This window comes from Kribbella sp. NPDC056951 (assembly GCF_042674205.1).
In the GTDB taxonomy this organism is placed as follows: domain Bacteria; phylum Actinomycetota; class Actinomycetes; order Propionibacteriales; family Kribbellaceae; genus Kribbella; species Kribbella yunnanensis.
The window spans coordinates 216,287-233,205 of sequence record NZ_JBHUQZ010000010.1 but is presented as its reverse complement, the minus strand read 5'-3'; the positions used below and the strand labels follow the sequence as shown (position 1 = coordinate 233,205).

The 16,919-nt window shown below is 67.3% G+C and carries 15 protein-coding genes; 10 read left to right on the top strand and 5 right to left on the bottom strand.

The features are described 5' to 3' along the window. Window positions 1–20: 20 nt before the first annotated feature. The 3 genes from hisD to ACFTSF_RS32060 are packed head-to-tail and all read right to left on the bottom strand — an operon-like array spanning window position 21 to window position 3,501. The gene (gene hisD / locus ACFTSF_RS32070) at window positions 21–1,283 is read right to left on the bottom strand and encodes a histidinol dehydrogenase (RefSeq protein ID WP_380158177.1); all 1,263 of its coding nucleotides are present in this window, start codon (window positions 1,281–1,283) and stop codon (window positions 21–23) included. 9 nt (window positions 1,284–1,292) lie between these two features. Next, entirely contained in the window at window positions 1,293–2,681 is a 1,389-nt protein-coding gene (locus ACFTSF_RS32065) for a hypothetical protein (protein WP_380158175.1), read from the bottom strand. Between the two features lie 34 nt (window positions 2,682–2,715). Continuing rightward, window positions 2,716–3,501, bottom strand: coding sequence for an IclR family transcriptional regulator (locus ACFTSF_RS32060; protein ID WP_344152231.1), 786 nt, complete (start codon window positions 3,499–3,501; stop codon window positions 2,716–2,718). 150 nt (window positions 3,502–3,651) lie between these two features. Between ACFTSF_RS32060 and ACFTSF_RS32055 the strand changes: the two genes are divergently transcribed. The 5 genes from ACFTSF_RS32055 to ACFTSF_RS32035 are packed head-to-tail and all read left to right on the top strand — an operon-like array spanning window position 3,652 to window position 9,687. Continuing rightward, window positions 3,652–5,631, top strand: coding sequence for an ABC transporter substrate-binding protein (locus ACFTSF_RS32055; RefSeq protein ID WP_380158173.1), 1,980 nt, complete (start codon window positions 3,652–3,654; stop codon window positions 5,629–5,631). Between the two features lies 1 nt (window position 5,632). Next, entirely contained in the window at window positions 5,633–6,628 is a 996-nt protein-coding gene (locus ACFTSF_RS32050) for an ABC transporter permease (RefSeq protein WP_380158171.1), read from the top strand. Next, window positions 6,625–7,755, top strand: a complete 1,131-nt coding sequence (locus tag ACFTSF_RS32045; RefSeq protein WP_380158169.1) for an ABC transporter permease — start codon at window positions 6,625–6,627, stop codon at window positions 7,753–7,755. Before ACFTSF_RS32050 ends, ACFTSF_RS32045 begins: the two co-directional genes overlap by 4 nt. 8 nt (window positions 7,756–7,763) lie before the next feature. Then, window positions 7,764–8,792: an ABC transporter ATP-binding protein gene (locus ACFTSF_RS32040; RefSeq protein WP_380158167.1), complete on the top strand. Its 1,029-nt coding sequence runs from the start codon at window positions 7,764–7,766 to the stop codon at window positions 8,790–8,792. Continuing rightward, window positions 8,782–9,687, top strand: coding sequence for an ABC transporter ATP-binding protein (locus ACFTSF_RS32035; protein ID WP_380158165.1), 906 nt, complete (start codon window positions 8,782–8,784; stop codon window positions 9,685–9,687). The genes ACFTSF_RS32040 and ACFTSF_RS32035 overlap by 11 nt, the downstream gene beginning before the upstream one ends. Here the strand turns inward: ACFTSF_RS32035 and ACFTSF_RS32030 are convergent. Beyond that, window positions 9,593–10,591, bottom strand: a complete 999-nt coding sequence (locus ACFTSF_RS32030) for a hypothetical protein (RefSeq protein WP_380158164.1) — start codon at window positions 10,589–10,591, stop codon at window positions 9,593–9,595. The genes ACFTSF_RS32035 and ACFTSF_RS32030 overlap by 95 nt on opposite strands. Before the next feature lie 152 nt (window positions 10,592–10,743). On the opposite strand from ACFTSF_RS32030, the gene ACFTSF_RS32025 reads away from it, so the two are divergent. From ACFTSF_RS32025 to ACFTSF_RS32005, 5 genes are all read left to right on the top strand, one after another. Further along, window positions 10,744–12,219 carry a peptide MFS transporter gene (locus ACFTSF_RS32025; RefSeq protein WP_380158162.1) on the top strand — a complete coding sequence of 492 codons (1,476 nt, stop codon included), beginning with the start codon at window positions 10,744–10,746 and terminating at the stop codon, window positions 12,217–12,219. Between the two features lie 62 nt (window positions 12,220–12,281). Next, entirely contained in the window at window positions 12,282–12,848 is a 567-nt protein-coding gene (locus ACFTSF_RS32020) for a hypothetical protein (protein ID WP_380158160.1), read from the top strand. A 17-nt stretch (window positions 12,849–12,865) separates the two neighbouring features. Continuing rightward, window positions 12,866–13,159, top strand: a complete 294-nt coding sequence (locus ACFTSF_RS32015) for a hypothetical protein (protein WP_380158158.1) — start codon at window positions 12,866–12,868, stop codon at window positions 13,157–13,159. Beyond that, on the top strand, window positions 13,156–14,232 hold the full coding sequence (locus tag ACFTSF_RS32010; RefSeq protein WP_380158156.1) for a flavin-containing monooxygenase: 1,077 nt from the start codon (window positions 13,156–13,158) through the stop codon (window positions 14,230–14,232). The genes ACFTSF_RS32015 and ACFTSF_RS32010 overlap by 4 nt, the downstream gene beginning before the upstream one ends. 33 nt (window positions 14,233–14,265) lie before the next feature. Beyond that, on the top strand, window positions 14,266–15,879 hold the full coding sequence (locus tag ACFTSF_RS32005; RefSeq protein ID WP_380158154.1) for a response regulator transcription factor: 1,614 nt from the start codon (window positions 14,266–14,268) through the stop codon (window positions 15,877–15,879). Between the two features lies 1 nt (window position 15,880). Here the strand turns inward: ACFTSF_RS32005 and ACFTSF_RS32000 are convergent, their stop codons facing one another. Further along, the gene (locus ACFTSF_RS32000; RefSeq protein WP_380158152.1) at window positions 15,881–16,888 is read right to left on the bottom strand and encodes a pirin family protein; all 1,008 of its coding nucleotides are present in this window, start codon (window positions 16,886–16,888) and stop codon (window positions 15,881–15,883) included. Window positions 16,889–16,919 lie beyond the last annotated feature (31 nt).

Genomic DNA, 16,919 nt, shown 5'->3' with positions numbered 1-16,919 from the left:
CCTCTGAGGAGCCTCAGGGGTTAGGGCAGGCGGAGGCGGGCGGTGAGGGCGTGGCCGTACATGAGTTCGGCGTCGGCGATGGCGGCGGTCGAGGGCGCGATTACGCGTGCGCCTCCTGGGGTTAGGCGCTGGTAGGTGACGGTCTTGAGGAACTTGCCGACCCAGAGACCTCCGGTGTAGCGCGCGGCACGGCCGGTGGGCAGTACGTGGTTCGTGCCGATCGACTTGTCGGAGAACGCGACCGTCGACTCGGGGCCGATGAACAGGGAACCGTAGTTGCGCAGGTTGGCCGCGTACCAGTCGTCGTCGCTCGTCTGGACTTCGAGGTGCTCGGGCGCATAGGCGTCCGACACCTGAACGGCTTCTTCGCGGGACTCGCAGACCACGACCGTGCCGTGCTCACGCCAGGCTGTTCCGGCGACCTCGACCGTCGGCCAGTCGCCGGCCAACCAGCGATCGACCTCCGCGATCACCGCCGTACCGAAGTCGTGTGAGGTGGTGACGAGCAACGCCGGGCTGTTGAAACCGTGCTCAGCCTGGCCGAGTAGATCGGCGGCGACCAGTCGCGGATCCGCGGTCTGGTCAGCGATCACCGCGACCTCGGTCGGTCCGGCGAGCAGGTCGATGCCGACGGTTCCGAACAGCTGCCGCTTCGCCTCGGCGACGTACGCGTTCCCGGCACCGACGACCAGATCGACCGGCGCGACGTCCTCGACGCCGAAGGCGAGCGCAGCAAAGGCCTGTACGCCGCCCAGGCAGAGGATGACGTCCGCACCGGCGAGGTTCATCGTGTAGAGCTGTGGACCGTAGATGCCCTGGCCGTCCCGGGGCGGCGCGACTGCGACCACCATGTCGACCCCAGCGACCTTCGGCACGGTCACGGTCATGATCGACGACGCGATCAACGGATACCGGCCACCCGGCGAATACGAACCGACCTTCGCGACCGGCAGATGCCGATGCCCCAGTACGACGCCCGGCAGCGTCTCGACCTCGAGGTCCTGCAACGTGTCCCGCTGTGCCCGCGCGAACCGCTCGACCTGGTTCCGCGCGAACTCCAACTGCTCCGCGAGCTCGTCGTCAACCGTCTCGGCAGCAGCCTTGATCTGCTCCACCGGTACGACGAAGGCTGGCGGCTCCCAGCCGTCCAGCTGCGCCGACCATCGCCGGATGGCGGGTTCGCCCTCGTGCTCCACCTCGCGAAGGATCCGGCTGACGGTGTCGATCACCTCCTGCTGCCGCTCGACCTGCTGCGGCCAACCGGTCTTGAGGTGCTCGGCCATCGTCGCTCCTTACGTCGCCCCGAAACTGCGTGAGATCGCTGCGAAGATACGTGCCGGACGGTCGGCGAGGTAATGGTCGATCACCGACACGAGTGGACCACTGGTCCGGAGGATCCAGTCGCCGCTCTCCTCGAAGCCGCCGTTCCGCACGTCCAGACCGATGGTCTCCACGTGGTCCACCCCGACGTCGATGTACTGCCCCACCGCGTCCTTCAGCACCCGCAGCCGAAATGTCAGATCGATGTCGTTGCGATCGGCAACATAACGAGTGACGTCGACCGGCCCCTCCATCCCATCACCATTGGTCCACACGGGCCAGCGCTGCTCGTGCAGATCCATCGTCCACACGACCGCGCCGTCGATCAGCAACTCGAGCTGATAGACGCCCGGCTCGATACCGCCGGCCAGGAACCAGCGGTGGTACCAGAACGACACCTCATACCGGTTCAACCGCGGATCGACCCGCACCCGTTGCGAGGCCGAGGCGTACGACTTGGCCGGTGTCCGAGCCCGATTGTTGACCAGCGCGAGCCGGCCCGTGCCGTACAGCGCCTTGTTGTCCGCAGACGGCGCCGGCCCGTCGTCCAGCTGGGTCCCGTACGCAATCACGCCGGGGATCCGACCGGCAGCGACGTACTGGGCCGTTGTGGTGAGGGTCGCCGTGCAGTACGCCGGTGTTGCGTGCAGCGGCGCGTCGAGAAAGCGGCCGGTGTAGATCAGCGGGATCAGTTCAAGACCGCGAGGGTCGGTGTGGCCGAGGATCTCGTCGAGGCAGGCACCGAGCGAGCCGGCGACCGTGGTGTTCTCGTGGTGCCCGTCGAGGAACGGGTAGATGATCCCGTCGACGTACGGCGCGTATTTGTCGAGGAACTTCGGATCCGTGGCTCGGCCGAAGTACGCGCAGGTGTAGAACCGCAGCTCCGGGCTGATCGCCTTCGCGGCGTCGAGGAACTCGCGCATGTACGACGGCCTGAACAACTCGGCGTTGGCGCCGACCTCGAAGTCGTCGATCGCCCAGGCCTTGAAGTTCGGGTACTTGACCGCGAGCTCCGCGAACGCCTTCGCCCAGCCCACGTAGTCGAGCCGGTACGGGCGGGACGCGCGACCGTAGTCGGAGGTCTCGCTCGGCGGGACGATGTACGGGATCACGTCGATCCCGGCGACGGCGGCCGCGGGCAGGAACTCGTTGCACAGGTCGTCGAAGTCGGTCGGTGAGTCCCAGATGCAGAACAGGTAGGTGTTGACCCGCAACTGCAGCAGGCGGCTGATCAGGGCGGGCGTGTCGAGGTGCCGGTAGCCGTCGGCGCGCGGTGCACGCTCCCGCAGCGCGGCCCCGACGGTGTTGCCACCGGTCAGGGTCGCTTTGATGCCGCCGACCGGGACTGGATACGAACCCATCGAGAACCACTCCATTTCGGGAGGGGAAGTTCGGTTAGACCACTTCGGCGCCGAGGCGTTCCGAGATCGTCGCGGCGAGCTGGACCAGCGCGGTCTGTGCCTGCTTGCGCTTTTCGCGGGTCAGATCGCGAGCGAACGACGTCACGCCGACCGCGCCGGCGACATGCTCACCAGCGGTGAAGAACGGCGCCGCGACACACGCGATATCCGCCTGCTCTTCCTGATCCTCGACCGCGAAACCCTGTTTGTGCACCTTGGCCAACTCGGCCCGGAAGGTTTCCTCGTTGACCGGCTTCGCCTTCGGCCCGTAGCCCTGCTCCAGGTGGCCGAGCAGCGGGGTCAGTTCCTCATCCGGCAGGTACGCCGCGATCGCCTTGCCCAGTGCGGTCAGGTTGAAATGCGAGACCTTGCCCGGGTAGGTGTCGAACTGGATGAACCCCGGCATCGCGGCCTTGGCGACGTACACGATCGAGGTGCCGGTCAGGACGCCGATGTGCACCGGCATGCCGAGCCGGTCGGCGACCTCGCGCAGTTCGCGGTTCGCGACCGAGGACAGGTCGACCTTGCGGATCAGCTGCGTGGCCAGCCCGTACAGCCGTAGGGTCGGCCGCCAGAAGTGACTGCGCCCGACCACCCGGCGGCTGGCGTAGTCGCGCTGCTCGAGGGTGTAGACGATCGACGCGCAGGTGGCGAGCGGGATGTTCGCCTTCTTCGCCAGCGCGGTCAGCGTCAGCTCCTCGTCGGAGGTGACGAGGGTTTCGAGCACCGTCAGCGCCCGCGCCACCGCCGGTGACGGCGACCGCTCCTCAGTGCTGTCCATCCTGTTCTCCCACCCTTCGCTCGGAACCGCAGTCTAGCTCCTCCCCCGAAGCCTTCTGCGCCAATTGGTATATACGGAATCACAGAAATCTATCTCAGATCTTGAAGTCACTCCAGAATCGTGCAACCTTCCGGAGAAAGGAGGAAATCGATGTCCGAACCCCTGAACCGCCGGACCTTCCTCCGGGTGTCCGGTCTGTCCCTGTCCGCCGCCGCCGTCACGGGGTGCTCGTTCTTCTCCACCGACGCGAAGAAGACCACGGCCTCTGGCGCCACCGCCGACGCGGGCGCCAAGGAGTCACCGGCACTGGCCCGCCTGGTCAAGGACGGCAAGCTGCCACCACTCGAGCAACGGCTGCCGAAGAACCCGATGGTGCTCAAACCGATCCAGTCCGCCGGCAAGTACGGCGGTGTCCTGCAGCGCGGCTCGATCGACCGCAACGCCGCGCAGAACGGGTACGTCGAGTTCGCCGGCCTGGTCGAGTGGACGCCGACGACTCCGGCCAAGGTCGGTCCGGGCCTGGCCGAGAAGTGGGAGGTGCTGGACGGCGGCAAGGTCTACGTCTTCCACCTCCGCGAAGGCCTCAAGTGGTCCGACGGCCAGCCGTTCACGACCGACGATCTGATGTTCGCCTACGAGAAGTCGTTCCTGAACAAAGAGCTGAACCCGATCTTCCCCGGCTGGCTGAGCCCGGGCGGCAAACCCGGCAAGTTCGTCAAGGTCGACGACCACACGCTGCGGATGGAGTTCGCCGTACCGCACGGGTTGTTGCTTCGCTATCTGTGCTTCATCGGGCTGACTGGTTTCGGCTCCAGTTCGGCGCTGTTGCTGCCGGCGCACTACCTGAAACAGTTCCACAAGGAGTTCGCCACTCCGGCGCAGATCCAGGCCGCGATGAAGCAGAATCCGGCCTCGACCTGGGCCGACTTCTTCACCGCCCGCCGGAACATCTGGAAGAACGCCGACGTGCCGGTCCTCGGTCCGTGGAAGCTCGTCGCGCCACTGCGTGGTTCCGGCGTGACCGCCCGACTGGAGCGCAATCCGTACTACTGGAAGGTCGACGAGCAGGGCCGCCAACTGCCGTATATCGACAGTCAGCAGTACACGGTGATGCCGGCCGAGACGCTCGGGCTGCGCGCGGCGAACGGCCAACTCGATCTCCAGGTGACCGATATCCAGGCCGAGCAACTGCCGCTGCTGATCCGCAACCAGCAGTCCAAGGGCTACAAGGTCAACCGTTGGGTGGCAGAACCGAACACCTCGCTCAACTTCAACCAGAGCCATCCCGATCCGGTTCTGCGGGAGCTGTTCCAGAAGATCGACTTCCGGGCCGGGCTGTCGCACGCGATCAACCGCAAGGAGATGAACGACGCGCTGCTGGCCGGCCAGGGGTTCGTCCGGCACCCGTGCGCCCAGCCCGAGGACGAGTACTGGGAAGACGGCATGGGCCAGCGGTTCATCTCGTACGACGTCGCCGAGGCCAACAAGCGCCTGGACGCGGCCGGCCTGACCCGGCGTGGTTCCGACGGAATGCGGCTGCGGCCGGACGGGAAGAAGCTCCAACTGGTCGGCCGCTGCTTCGAAGTCGGTGTCGGTATCGCCGCCATCACGGTCCTCGAGTACGCGCGTCGGTACTGGAAAGCCGTCGGCATCGACCTGGTCGCGAAGCCGATGTCGCTGGACCTCTGGTACGAGGAGATCCCGCACGGCGACTACGACCTGGTCGCCTATCCCCCGGCCACGATCCTGTGGGACATCGACTCGCTCTGGTACATCCCCACCAGCGGGCTGACCTACTGGGCGCCGAAGTACGGCAACTGGTACGGGAACCCGAAGGACAAGTTCGCCCTCGAACCCAGCGGTGACATCCGCAAGCTGCAGACGATCTACGACGAGCTGCTGATCACCGCCGACGACACCAAGCGACTCGACCTCGGCCGGCAGATCCTCCGACTGCACGACGAGAACGTCTGGATCATCGGCACGGTCGCAACGCCGTTCCAGCCGCTGATCTCCGCCGGCGACCTGCGCAACGTCCGACCGGACGCGATCGCCAGCTTCCGCACCCACTACGAGAACGCGTCAGCCCCCGAGCAGATGTACTTCGACAACCCGGACAAGCACAGCTGATATGGGCGGCTACCTGGTACGCCGATTACTCGCGATGCTGCCGACCGTCGTACTGATCTCACTGGTGTCGTTCCTGATCATCCAGCTGCCGCCTGGCGACTACCTGACCACGGTGGTCGCCAAGCTGCAGGCGCAAGGGCAGACGCTGCCGCCCGAGCAGTTGGTGGCATTGCGGCAGCAGTACGCGTTGGACGCGTCGCCGCTGGAGCAGTACTGGCGATGGATCACCAACATCGTGCTGCACGGCGACTTCGGTACGTCGTTCGAGTACAACAAGCCCGTCTCGACCCTGCTCGGTGAGCGGCTGCCACTGACGTTGGCGCTCGGTCTCGTGACCTGGATCGTCGGGTGGAGTATCGCGCTGGCCGCCGGTATCTATTCGGCGGCGAGGCGGTACTCGAAACTCGACTACGTCATCACGACGTTGAGCTTTCTCGGTCTCGCGATCCCTGGCTTCCTGATCGCGCTGACCGCGGTGTATCTGCAGTTCAAGCTGTTCGGGCGGACGGTGTCCGGCATCTTCTCGCCGGAGTTCGAAGGCGCGGCCTGGAACCTCGGCAAGCTGCTCGACCTGGTCAGCCATCTGTGGTTGCCCGTCCTCGTGCTCGCCTCGGGCGGTATCGCCGGCACGGTTCGCGTACTGCGCGCCAATCTGCTGGACGAGCTGCACAAGCCGTACGTGACCGCCGCACGCGCCCGCGGGCTGACCGAGCGGCGGCTCCTGCTGCGCTACCCGACCCGGGTCGCGCTGAATCCGTTCATCGCCACCATTGGCTGGACGATTCCCGCGCTGTTCGACGGTGAGGTGCTGGTCGCGACCGTGCTCGGGTTGGAGACCACCGGGCCGCTGCTGCTCAATGCGTTGAAGAGTCAGGACATGTATCTGGCCGGCGGGATCATCCTGATCGCCTGCATTCTGACGGTGATTGGCACGCTGTTGTCCGACCTGCTGCTGGCCGTCGTCGATCCACGAGTCCGCGTGGGGTACGTCGGATGACCGGGACACCGTCACTCGTCGACCTGCCCGCCGCCTCTGACACCGCGCCCACCCTCGCCCTGGCGTCCCAGCGCACGCTCGTCTGGCGGCGGTTCAAGCGCAACAAGCTCGCTGTGGTCTCGCTGTGGATCGTCGGCTTCATCTACTTCGTCGCCGTGTTCTGCGAGTTCCTCGCCCCGCACGCCCAGGACACCTACGCCGCCGACCGCGCCTTCGCCCCGCCACAGGTGCTGAAGGTCTCACTCACCTCCAGCCCACACCTCTACGTCAACGGCTACCAAGGCACACCGAACCCCGAGACGCTGCTCCGCGACTACACCGTCGAAAAAACGCAGCGGTACGGCGTACGCCTGTTCGCGAAGGGTGATTCGTACAAGCTGTGGGGGCTGATCCCGGCCGACCGCCATCTGATCAGCACTCGCAACGCGACCGCGCCGTTCCACCTGCTCGGGACGGATGAGCAGGGCCGGGATCAGTTCTCGCGGCTGATCTACGGCACCCGGATCTCGATGTCGGTCGGCCTGATCGGGGTGGCGGCCGCGCTCGTGCTCGGGCTGCTGCTCGGCGGCATCTCGGGGTACTTCGGTGGGTTGACGGACGGGATCGTGCAGCGGGTGATCGAGTTCTTCATGTCGATCCCGACACTGCCGTTGTGGCTCGGCCTGGCCGCCGCCGTACCGCCGGGGTGGAGTCCGTTGAAGACGTATTTCGCGATCACGCTGATCCTGTCGCTCATCGGGTGGACGGGTTTGGCGCGGGTGATTCGCAGCCGGTTCCTGCAGATCCGGGGCGAGGACTTCGTGCTGGCCGCGGAACTCGATGGGGCGCGGTGGCATCGGGTGGTCGGGCGACACATGCTGCCCGCGTTCACGAGCCACATCATCGCGTCGCTGACCCTCGCCGTACCGGGGATGATCCTTGGCGAGACCGCGCTGTCGTTCCTGGGGCTCGGTCTGCAGGCGCCGGTGGTCAGCTGGGGTGTGCTGCTCGGGAGCGCCCAGAGCATCCGGGTGCTGTCCGCCGCGCCGTGGCTGCTGTCGGCCGGAGTCGCGGTCGTGATCGCGGTGATGGCACTCAACTTCGTCGGCGACGGACTGCGCGACGCCGCCGACCCCTATGAGTCGTGAGGCCGCTGATGAGTCTGCTGGAGATCGCCGGGTTGAGCACCCACTTCGCCACGGCCGACGGGTTGGTGCGAGCGGTCGACGACGTCAGCCTGCGGGTCGAGCCGGGGCAGACCGTGTGTGTCGTCGGTGAGTCCGGCTGCGGGAAGAGCGTCACCGCCCGGTCGATTCTGCGGTTGATCGATCCGCCGGGGCGGATCGTTGCTGGAAGCATCCGTTATCAGTCGGCAGGTGCGGCGGTCGATCTGGCTGCGCTGGATCCGACGGGTGCCGAGATGCGGCGGATCCGGGGCAAGGAGATCGGCATGGTGTTCCAGGAACCGATGGCCGCGCTCAGCCCGGTCCACACGATCGGTCGCCAACTCACCGAGACCTTGCTGCTGCACGAGCGACTGGGCAAACGCGAGGCCCGGGAACGCGCTATCGACGAACTGCGCAGTGTCGGCATCCCGCAACCGGAGCAGCGGATCGACGCATACTCGTTCCAGCTCTCGGGCGGTATGCGACAGCGCGCGATGATCGCCATGGCACTCGCTTGCCGCCCGCAACTACTGATCGCCGACGAGCCGACCACCGCCCTGGACGTCACCACGCAGGCGCAGATCCTCGACCTGTTGCGTTCGCTGCAGGAGGACCGCGGGATGGCGATGCTGTTCATCACCCACGACCTCGGCGTCGTCGCCGAACTCGCTGACCGAGTCGCCGTGATGTACCTCGGCACGGTCGTCGAGGAATGCGATGTCGACTCTCTCTTCCACGATCCGCGCCATCCGTACACCCGAGCACTCCTCCGTGCCGTCCCCCGAATCGAACGCCGAGTCCGCCGCCGCCTCCCCACCATCCGCGGCCAGGTCCCCCACCCCCAACAACGCCCCACCGGCTGCCCCTACCGCACGAGATGCGACCACGCCGTACCGGGCATGTGCGACCAACAACCCCCACCCCCTGTAAACACTGGTGATAGAGAAGTTCGCTGTGTGCATTACCCGACTGCCGACAGCATTCGGGATGGGCATGAGGAGCCTGCTCATGCGGGGTGACGAGATCCTGCGGGTGGTGAACCTGTCGATGCGGTTCTCGAGTGGGTCTGGGCTGTTCGGGCGGCGGACGTCGGTGCAGGCGGTTGATGACGTGAGTCTCGTCGTACGGCGGGGTGCGACGCTCGGGCTGGTGGGCGAATCGGGCTCGGGGAAGACCACGCTCGGGCGGTGCATCCTGCGGGCTCACCAGCCAACCAGCGGTCAGTTGCACTACCGCCGTACCGACGGCTCCGAGGTCGATCTCGCCGTACTGTCGCGCGCCGAACTGCGCCCGTTGCGAACGGAGATCCGGACCGTCTTCCAGGACCCGAACTCGTCACTCAATCCACGGATGACCGTCCAGCAGATCGTCGCCGAGCCACTCATCGTCAACAAGCTAGCGTCGGGCAGCGCACTCACCGACCAAGTCGCCGACGCACTCCGACGCTGCGGCCTGCGTCCCGAGCTCATGCGCCGGTATCCGCACGCGTTCTCCGGCGGCGAGCGGCAGCGGATCGGCATCGCCCGCGCGCTCGTCACCCAGCCACGCCTGGTAGTCGCCGACGAGGCGGTCAGCGCGCTCGATGTGTCCGTTCGCAGCCAGATCCTGAACCTGCTCGAAGACCTGCAGGACGAGTTCGAACTGACCTATGTCTTCATCTCCCACGACCTGTCCGTCGTGCAGCACCTGTGCGATCGGGTGGCGGTGATGTACCGCGGGAAGATCGTCGAGGAGGCCGACACCGAGGACCTGTTCGAGCGACCGCAACACACCTACACGCAGAAGCTCCTGGCCTCGGTCCCCATCACCGATCCCCGGCTCAGAACCCCTCGGCCAGGTACGCCGCAAAGTCTGTCGGCGGCGCGACATCGACGTCCGGACACCGCTTCGCGCGAGTCCACGGCCACTGGGTGAGGTAGAAAACCGTCCGCCCGGTGTCAGCCATTGCGCGCCGAATCTTGCCGGCCGCGGCCGCATCGGCGTAATGCACCTCGCCGATGATCCACCCCTGGCTGTACCCGCGCTCGGCCATCGCCTGGTGCGCGGCAACGAACTGCTCGTACTCGTCGCCGTTCCCCCGATCATCGCCGTACAGGTGGACGTCGAACACGTCCGGCAGATTGCCGCCGTACACGCTCGCCATCGTCTCGACCCGGTTGGCGATCCACACCGTCATCGAGAACCCGACGGTGTCGCCCTTGCCGAACCGCCCGGTGTAGTGGGCCCAGAGGCGGGTCGAGTAGTCCTGCAGGATCGGCTCGGTCGTCATCGGCAGACCCTCGTTGAGCAGATCGATCGTGTACGGCAGACCGGCCGCGGCGATCAGCGGCCGGAGGTTGCCGATCAGATCCCGATTCTCCGCGTAGTGGCTAGCGCTGAAGCTCTTCCAGCCATGCGGGTCGTTCACGCCGATCGGGTGGAACGCCACCTCGATCTCCAGGAAACCGGCCTGCTTGATCGCCGCCAGGAACCCGCTCAGGTTGGCGCGGTTCTGCGCGGACAGGTCCCCGCCGGCCGAGTCCATCACCGTGCCGCCGGGAGCGTGACCACGTTGATGGAAGATGCCGATCCGCAGCCGCCGCTGACCCCCGTCGTACAACTGCTTCAGGACCGAGCGGATCTCCGGTTCGGCCTGGTTGAACGCGCTGATCGTCGAATAGGGCTCGCGATTGCAGCCGTCGAGGCGGAACCAGGTGAAGTTCGAGCCGCCGCGTCCGGTGGGTTCGGCCGCCGTGACTTGGGTCGCACTGGACAGTACGGCGGTGGTGGCGAGCAGCAAGGCAGTGGCCAGCGCGAGCAGGCGGCGGTGAGCGGGCATGGGCGAGAACCTTGGTGACTGGGCGGAATTGACCTGGAGCGGAACGTAACATCTCCGAGGGTCCCCGGCTGGCGGTTCGGGACCGGACGGGTTACGGTCGGTGCCCGAAAGAAGGTGCACAGCGCAACCAGGTGAACAGGGAGTAGTGAATCGTGTCGGTATCGCAGTCGGCCGAGAGTTCGGAGAAGACCTTCTTCGGGCATCCGCGTGGGTTGATGACGCTGTTCACGACCGAACTGTGGGAGCGGTTCAGCTACTACGGGATGCGCGCCATCCTGCTGCTGTACCTGACCGACAAGGCGCACGGACTCGGCCTCGGTGAATCACTCGGCCAGGCCGTGGTGTCGATCTATGGCGCCTCGGTCTATCTGCTCTCGGTGCTCGGCGGCTGGTTCGCCGACCGCGTCTTCGGCGCCCGCCGAACCGTCCTGTACGGCGGTTCCGTCATCGTGGCCGGTCACCTCTGTCTCGCGCTGCCCGCGAACGGTACGGCGTACGCGGGCATCGCGCTCGTTGCCCTCGGCACCGGTTTGCTGAAGCCGAACGTGTCGACGATGGTCGGAACGCTTTACGCACAAGGCGACGCGCGCCGCGATTCGGCGTTCTCGATCTTCTACATGGGGATCAACATCGGGTCGTTCTCGGCGCCGTTCGTGGTCGGGTTCCTGCGCCGGGAGTTCGGCTTCCACGTCGCGTTCGCGGCCGCTGCAGTCGGGATGTCGCTGGCGCTGGTCGCCTACCTGCTCGGCCGGCGCACCCTGCACGGCCGTGGCGACACCCCGCCGAACCCGCTCACCGCGGCGGACCGACCGACCATGATCAAGGTCAGCGCCGCCGTACTGGGTCTGCTCGTGGTCGTCTTCCTGCTGTCGGCGTGGCTGTCCGGTGGGTTCGGCCCGAAGCCGGTTGTCGACGCTATCTCCTACCTGTGCTTCCTCGCCCCGATCGCCTACTTCACCATGCTGCTGCGCAGCCCGCTGGTGACGCCGGTCGAGCGGCAGCGGGTCCGCGCGTACATCCCGTTGTTCATCGCGGCGATGCTGTTCTTCATGGTCTTCGAGCAGGCCGCGACCACGCTCACCTCGTTCGCCGCGGACCGAACCAACCTGGATCTGTTCGGCGCCAACATCTCGCCGGAGTTCTTCCAGTCGATCAACCCGTTCTCGATCATCATCCTGGCGCCGGTCTTCGCGGTGATCTGGATCAAGCTCGGCGATCGCGGTCCGAGCATCGGCCAGAAGTTCGCCACCGGCCTGCTGCTGGCCGGTATCTCGTTCGCCGTGATGGCCCTGGCCTCGAACGTCGCCGGCGCCAAGCTCGCATCCCCGCTCTGGCTCGTCCTCGTCTACGTCATCCAGACCCTCGGCGAGCTTTTCCTCTCCCCCGTCGGCCTGGCCGCCACCACCGTGCTGGCACCGCGCGCCTTCCTCAGCCAGATGATGGCGCTCTGGTTCCTCGCACCCGCCGCCGGCCAGGCGATCACCGCCCAACTGGTCCAGGCCACCGAAGGCGCTTCCGACACCGCCTACTTCGGCGGCCTCGCAATCGTCACCATCGTCTTCGCCCTGGCCCTCTACACCTTGGCCCCCTGGATCAAGCGCCACACCAAGCAGGACCACAGCTCTTAGGAGGGATGGGCTTCACTCCCGTGGGTGAAGCCCATCAGCCCGCACCGGGCGATGCTCGAACCATGCAAGCAACCGCCCGTCCCGTCCCCCGCTGGGCCTACCGCCTCGCCCACGCCATCCCGTTCTTCGTCCTCCCGTCGAGCCTTTGGCGCCTCGGCCTGGTCTTCGGCTCCTCGATGGGCATGCTCGACGCGAACGGACAACCGGCGTACGCCGAAGGCTTCGGCCTGAAGGTGTACATCGTGGGCCTGTCCCTGGTCTCGGAGGCTCTTGCCCTCACCAGCCTGGGGCTGGTCCAGGGGTGGGGTGAAGTCGTGCCGCGCTGGATCCCGTGGATCGGCGGGCGGCGGGTGGCGCCGTACGCCGCGATCGTCCCTGCCACGCTGGGCGGTCTGTCGTTGATCGCCATCTGGAGCTACGGGATGCGCGACGCCTACTCGGGGGCTTTTTTCTACTTCACCAACACCTTCTGGCAGTACCTCATGGTCGGCAGCTACAGCCTCCTGCACCTCTGGGGTCCGGCGCTCCTCGCCGTCACCTGGGCCTACCACCGCCGTCGTACGACAAACCTCGTACGCCGGACGCCGCGGAAGATGCGTATTCCGTCCGACGCGAGCGGGCGGCCGTAGTTCGTACCGTCGGTGACATGACTGGCGGAGGCGTTGCTCTAGTGGCGGGGACGGTGTCAACCGTCCTGTTCGCGTCGAGCGCGCTGCCGATGGTGGTGAAGGCGATCCGGACGCGCGACCTGGCGTCGTACAGTCCGGCGAATCTCGTCCTGGCCAACGTCGGGAATGCCGTCCACTGCATCTACGTGGTGCACCTGCCGGCCGGGCCGATCTGGTTCCTGCACGGCTTCTACGTGTTGACGTCGGCGCTGATGTTGCTGTGGTGGTTGCGGTTTCGCAGCGTCCGAACGGACGAGCGGAGGCTCACATGAACACCATCATCATCGGCGCGGGACAGGCCGGCCTCGCGACCGGCTATCACCTGCAGCGGCTCGGCGAGTCGTTCACGATCCTGGACGGGAGCGCCCGGATCGGCGACCAGTGGCGGGCGCAGTGGGACAGCCTGCGGCTGTACTCACCGGCCAAGTACGACGGGCTTCCGGGCCTCGGTTTCCCGGGTGAACCGTGGAACTACCCGTCGAAGGACGAGGTCGCCGACTACCTCACGTCGTACGCCGATCACTTCCAGCTGCCGATCCGCCACAACACCCGGGTCGACCGGCTCGAACGGGTCGACGACCACTGGGTCCTCACGGTCGGCCGCGAGACGCTCACCGCGGACAACGTCGTCGTCGCCACGGGCACGTTCGGACGGACGCCGTACCTCCCGGACTGCGCAGCCGACCTCGACCCGTCGATCCGCCAGCTGCACTCGTCCGAGTACCGCCGTCCGGACCAGCTGAAGGACGGTCCGGTGCTCGTCGTCGGCGGCTCACATTCCGGGACCGACATCGCCTACGAGGTCGCGCAGACCCACGAGACGGTGCTGTGTGGGCGGGACCCGGGGCAGATCCCGTTCACGCCGGGCCGTCCGGGGCAGAAGGTGTTCTGGCCGGTGTTCCTGTTCGTGGGGCGGCACGTGATCACCCGGCGGTCGCCGCTCGCGAAGGCGGCGATGGAAGACCTGCGGCAGCACGGCGGCCCGATGATCCGCGTGAAGCGCGCGGACCTGCTCGCGCGCGGGGTCGAGCGGGTCCACGAGCGCGTCACCGGTGTCCAGGACGGACAACCGATGCTGAGCGACGGCCGCGTGCTCGACGTCGCGAACGTCGTCTGGGCCACCGGGTTCCGGCAGGTGTTCGATTGGATCAAGGTTCCGGTGGTGGGCGCGGACGCCTGGCCGCGCGAGTACCGCGGGGTGGCCGAGGACGCGCCCGGCCTGTTCTTCTGCGGGCTGTGCTTCCAGTACGCCTTCTCCTCGATGGTGCTCCCCGGCGTCGGACGGGATGCGGCGTACGTCGCTCGCCGCATCGCAGCGCGGTCCCGGACTCTTGCCGCTGCGTGATCCGGGGCGCATGCTCGCCTGTGGGGGCAGGTGATGGGGATAGTCGATGATCTGCAGCGAGCCAGGAGCGCGTTCGAGCAGCGCGACTGGGCGGTCGCCTACGACCGATTGGCCGCGCTGGACGGCGAGCTCGGGCCGGAGGAACTGCTGACGCTGGGTACCGCAGCCTTCCTGCTCGGCGACACCGACGCCTGCATCCGCGCCCTGCAGCAGGGCTATCGGTCGCAGATCGACACCGGCGAGGTGCTGGGCGCCGTACGGTTCGCGTTCTGGCTCTCGCTCGTGCTCGCCATGCGCGGCGAAGGGGCCGTGGGCAACGGCTGGGCCGCCCGGGCCGAACGGCTCCTCGCCGACCAGCCGCCGGACGTGGTCGAGCGCGGATACCTGCGGATCCACGACTTCTTCGCCTGCCTCGACCACGGCGACATCACCGGCGCACTGGCCATCGGCGACGAGATCGCGGTCGTCGGACGCAGGCACGGCGACCCGGACCTGCTCGCGCAGGGACTCGTCTGCAAAGGGCGGATGCTGATGTACACCGGCCAGGTCACCGAAGGCCTGGCCCTGCTCGACGAAGCCATGGTCGGGGTCGCCGTCGGTGAGCTCTCACCGATCTTCGCCGGCAACGTGTACTGCGCCATGATCGAGGCCTGCCAGGAGGTCCTCGACTTCGCCCGCGCCTCATCCTGGACGACGGCCCTGACCCGCTGGTGCGACAGTCAGCCGGATCTGGTCCCGTTCACCGGACAGTGCGCCGTACATCGCGGTCAGATCCTCCGGCTGCATGCGGCGTACCCGGAGGCGCTGGCCGAGTTCGAGGATGCCTGTCGGCGCTACGTCGCGGCCGGGTCCGCCGCCGCGGCGGGACTCGCGTTGAGCGAACGTGGCGACGTCCTGCGGATCCGCGGTGACTACGCGGCCGCGGAGGCGTCGTACGACGAAGCCGCCGGCTACGGCCACGAGCCGCAACCCGGCCGCGCGCTACTCATGATCGCCCGCGGCCGGGTGGCCGGTGCCGTCGTCGCCGTACGGCGTCTGCTCGCCGAAACCGTCGATCCGGTCCACCGCTCACGCTTGCTCGCGGGCTCCGTCGAGGTCCTGCTGGCCGCAGAGGCCACCGCCGAGGCCGAGGCGGCGGCTGCGGAACTGGCCACGATCGCGGACTCCTTCGGCTGCACGGGCCTGCGCGCGTCGGCGGCGTACTGCCTGGGCCTGGTCGCCGAGAACCCCGATCAGGCTGCCCGGCAGGCCCGGGCCGCTGCACAACTCTGGGGCGAGCTCCACGCTCCTTATGAGGCCGCCCGCGCCAGGGTCCTGCTGGGCCGCTCGATGCTGTCGCTCGGCGACGAGGACGCGGCCGCCACAGCTCTGACGACAGCGTGCCGAACGTTCACCGAGCTCGGCGCGGCGCCGGCCCGGCTCGAGGCGCAGCGGCTCCTGAGCCGGGACTCGGCCGGCGGCCTGACCGGTCGCGAACTCGAAGTCCTGCGCTTGGTTGCTATCGGCAACAGCAACACCGAGATCGCGCGCACCCTGGTGCTGAGCGACAAGACCGTGGCCAGGCATCTGACCAACATCTTCGCCAAACTCGACGTACCCTCCCGCACCGCAGCCGTCGCCTACGCGCGCGACCACGACCTGCTCTGACCTACCTCGCCCGCGGCCTGGGCTTGAGGGTGGTACCGGGAAGCGGCGGGGCCGGCAGCGGGTCGCCGTCGTACCCGGGGACTTCGGGAAAGCGGGCGTTGCCGGTGGTGGTGATGGCGGACTGCCAGGCGTCGCGGGCTTCGACGATGTCTTCGTGGGTGCGGCCGATGAAGTTCCACCACATGACGAGTTCTTCGGTGAAGGGTTCGCCGCCGAGCAGGAGCAGGCGTACGCCGTTGTCGGAGGCAACCAAGTCGACGGTGTCGCGGCCGGCGCCGAGGTAGGCCAGCTCACCGAATCCCGCGGTGAGGTGTCCGACGGTGACTGAACCTTCGACGACCAGTACGGCGTACTCGTTGGAAGGTGTTAGTGGGAGCGGGAGGGTTCGGCCGGGCTGGATGGTGATGTCGGCGCCGACGAGTGGGGTGAACGCGGGGGCCGGGGAGGTCGCGCCGGCGACGGTGCCGATCATGACGGTGAGGTGGGCGCCGTCGAGGTCGAGTTGCGGAAGGTCGGCGTACGCGTTGAAGGCCGGTGGGGTTGTCGTGCGGACGGAGTCCGGGAGGGCGACCCAGAGTTGCGCGCCGTGAAGCCGGGGCGGCGCGTCGGGGGTGGAGACCTCGGAGTGCGCGATGCCGTTGCCGGCGGTCATGATGTTGAGCTCGCCAGGGCGGACAAACGCGTGCGAACCGACGCTGTCACGGTGCTCGATCTCGCCCTCGAACAACCAGCTCACCGTCTGCAGACTCGTGTGCGGGTGCGGCGGCACGAGCATGCCGCGCTCCCCCGGCGCGTCGTACGAATCGACTCGCCGATCCAGGTCGTCCGGCCCGTAGTGGTCGACGAAGCACCAGGCGCCGACCATCCGGCGGTTCTTGTTCGGCAGCAACCGCCGCACCTTGGTCGACCGGCCCAGGACGACCTCACGCGGCTCCAGCAACTCGAACACGGGCCCCTGCTCCGACCCGGTGCAAACGACCTCGGCCGGATTCTTCTCCAAGTCGCTCATGCAGAAAATGTACGCCGACATGCCCGAGTGG

Bases quoted from the DNA above. Each gene is read 5' to 3' on its own strand.
- hisD (WP_380158177.1), bottom strand. From the start codon at position 1,283: ATGGCCGAGCACCTCAAGACCGGTTGGCCGCAGCAGGTCGAGCGGCAG.
- ACFTSF_RS32065 (WP_380158175.1), bottom strand. From the start codon at position 2,681: ATGGGTTCGTATCCAGTCCCGGTCGGCGGCATCAAAGCGACCCTGACC.
- ACFTSF_RS32060 (WP_344152231.1), bottom strand. From the start codon at position 3,501: ATGGACAGCACTGAGGAGCGGTCGCCGTCACCGGCGGTGGCGCGGGCG.
- ACFTSF_RS32055 (WP_380158173.1), top strand. From the start codon at position 3,652: ATGTCCGAACCCCTGAACCGCCGGACCTTCCTCCGGGTGTCCGGTCTG.
- ACFTSF_RS32050 (WP_380158171.1), top strand. From the start codon at position 5,633: ATGGGCGGCTACCTGGTACGCCGATTACTCGCGATGCTGCCGACCGTC.
- ACFTSF_RS32045 (WP_380158169.1), top strand. From the start codon at position 6,625: ATGACCGGGACACCGTCACTCGTCGACCTGCCCGCCGCCTCTGACACC.
- ACFTSF_RS32040 (WP_380158167.1), top strand. From the start codon at position 7,764: ATGAGTCTGCTGGAGATCGCCGGGTTGAGCACCCACTTCGCCACGGCC.
- ACFTSF_RS32035 (WP_380158165.1), top strand. From the start codon at position 8,782: ATGCGGGGTGACGAGATCCTGCGGGTGGTGAACCTGTCGATGCGGTTC.
- ACFTSF_RS32030 (WP_380158164.1), bottom strand. From the start codon at position 10,591: ATGCCCGCTCACCGCCGCCTGCTCGCGCTGGCCACTGCCTTGCTGCTC.
- ACFTSF_RS32020 (WP_380158160.1), top strand. From the start codon at position 12,282: ATGCAAGCAACCGCCCGTCCCGTCCCCCGCTGGGCCTACCGCCTCGCC.
- ACFTSF_RS32015 (WP_380158158.1), top strand. From the start codon at position 12,866: ATGACTGGCGGAGGCGTTGCTCTAGTGGCGGGGACGGTGTCAACCGTC.
- ACFTSF_RS32010 (WP_380158156.1), top strand. From the start codon at position 13,156: ATGAACACCATCATCATCGGCGCGGGACAGGCCGGCCTCGCGACCGGC.
- ACFTSF_RS32005 (WP_380158154.1), top strand. From the start codon at position 14,266: ATGGGGATAGTCGATGATCTGCAGCGAGCCAGGAGCGCGTTCGAGCAG.
- ACFTSF_RS32000 (WP_380158152.1), bottom strand. From the start codon at position 16,888: ATGAGCGACTTGGAGAAGAATCCGGCCGAGGTCGTTTGCACCGGGTCG.